We start from the raw sequence: 802 nt of genomic DNA on the forward strand, positions 1-802 counted from the left end.
ATCATTTTCGAACAGATTACGATACCAAGGGTCAATCGCCCACATATCAGGCGGGGTGAACCCGCCCGCCATCAAAGGCCAATCAATATAATTGCGCCCTGCATCGATTCCCGCGACCAAAGCCCCAACCAAGACTTGCAAAAAGGTGAGATGCAAAAGCCCAGTGGTCATACCAAAAAGGCGCTTATCGCCCGCACGCCGCGCTGCCAATAACGCGGGCGCAGGTCGGCTGAGCTGCAAAATAAACCATGTGATGAGGGCAAGGATGACGAACGCGACACCCAAATGTGTCGCCAACCGATAAGAGGCAACATCAAACATGCCAGGCGCAAGACCTGAATAGACCATCCACCATCCGATGGCCCCTTGCAGACCACCAAGCGCCCCAAGCGCCACGATTTTTGGAACCCACCCTTTGATCAGATTGCCGGAGAGCGCTAGCGCGGCAAACCCAAGGGCCCAAACAAGACCGATTGCGCGCCCCCATTGACGATGGCCCCATTCCCACCAGAAAATATACTTAAACTCGGCCATCGACATGCCGCGATTTTGCTGTTGGTATTCGGTTGTCTGCTGATAGGCGGTGAATTGCTCTTGCCACTGGTCATCACTGAGCGGCGGAATGGCCCCCGAAATCGGCGCCCATTCAACGATAGACAAACCTGAATCAGTCAGGCGCGTCATGCCCCCAATGGCAATCATTGCCGCAACCATTACAAAGAGAACCGCCAAATAGGCTCGCATCCATCTACGCGCCGCGTCCGTGCCGCGGGAAATCCCCAAAGGGTTCGGACTTGTTTTG

The 802-nt window shown here is 55.1% G+C and carries 1 protein-coding gene; it reads right to left on the minus strand.

What is annotated here, in order from left to right:
* The coding region (locus tag ACR0B3_RS24340) for a COX15/CtaA family protein (RefSeq protein WP_480811288.1) at window positions 1-744 on the minus strand (744 nt) is incomplete at its 3' end.
* Window positions 745-802: the final 58 nt, after the last annotated feature.

This window comes from Ruegeria sp. CE9 (assembly GCF_056537425.1).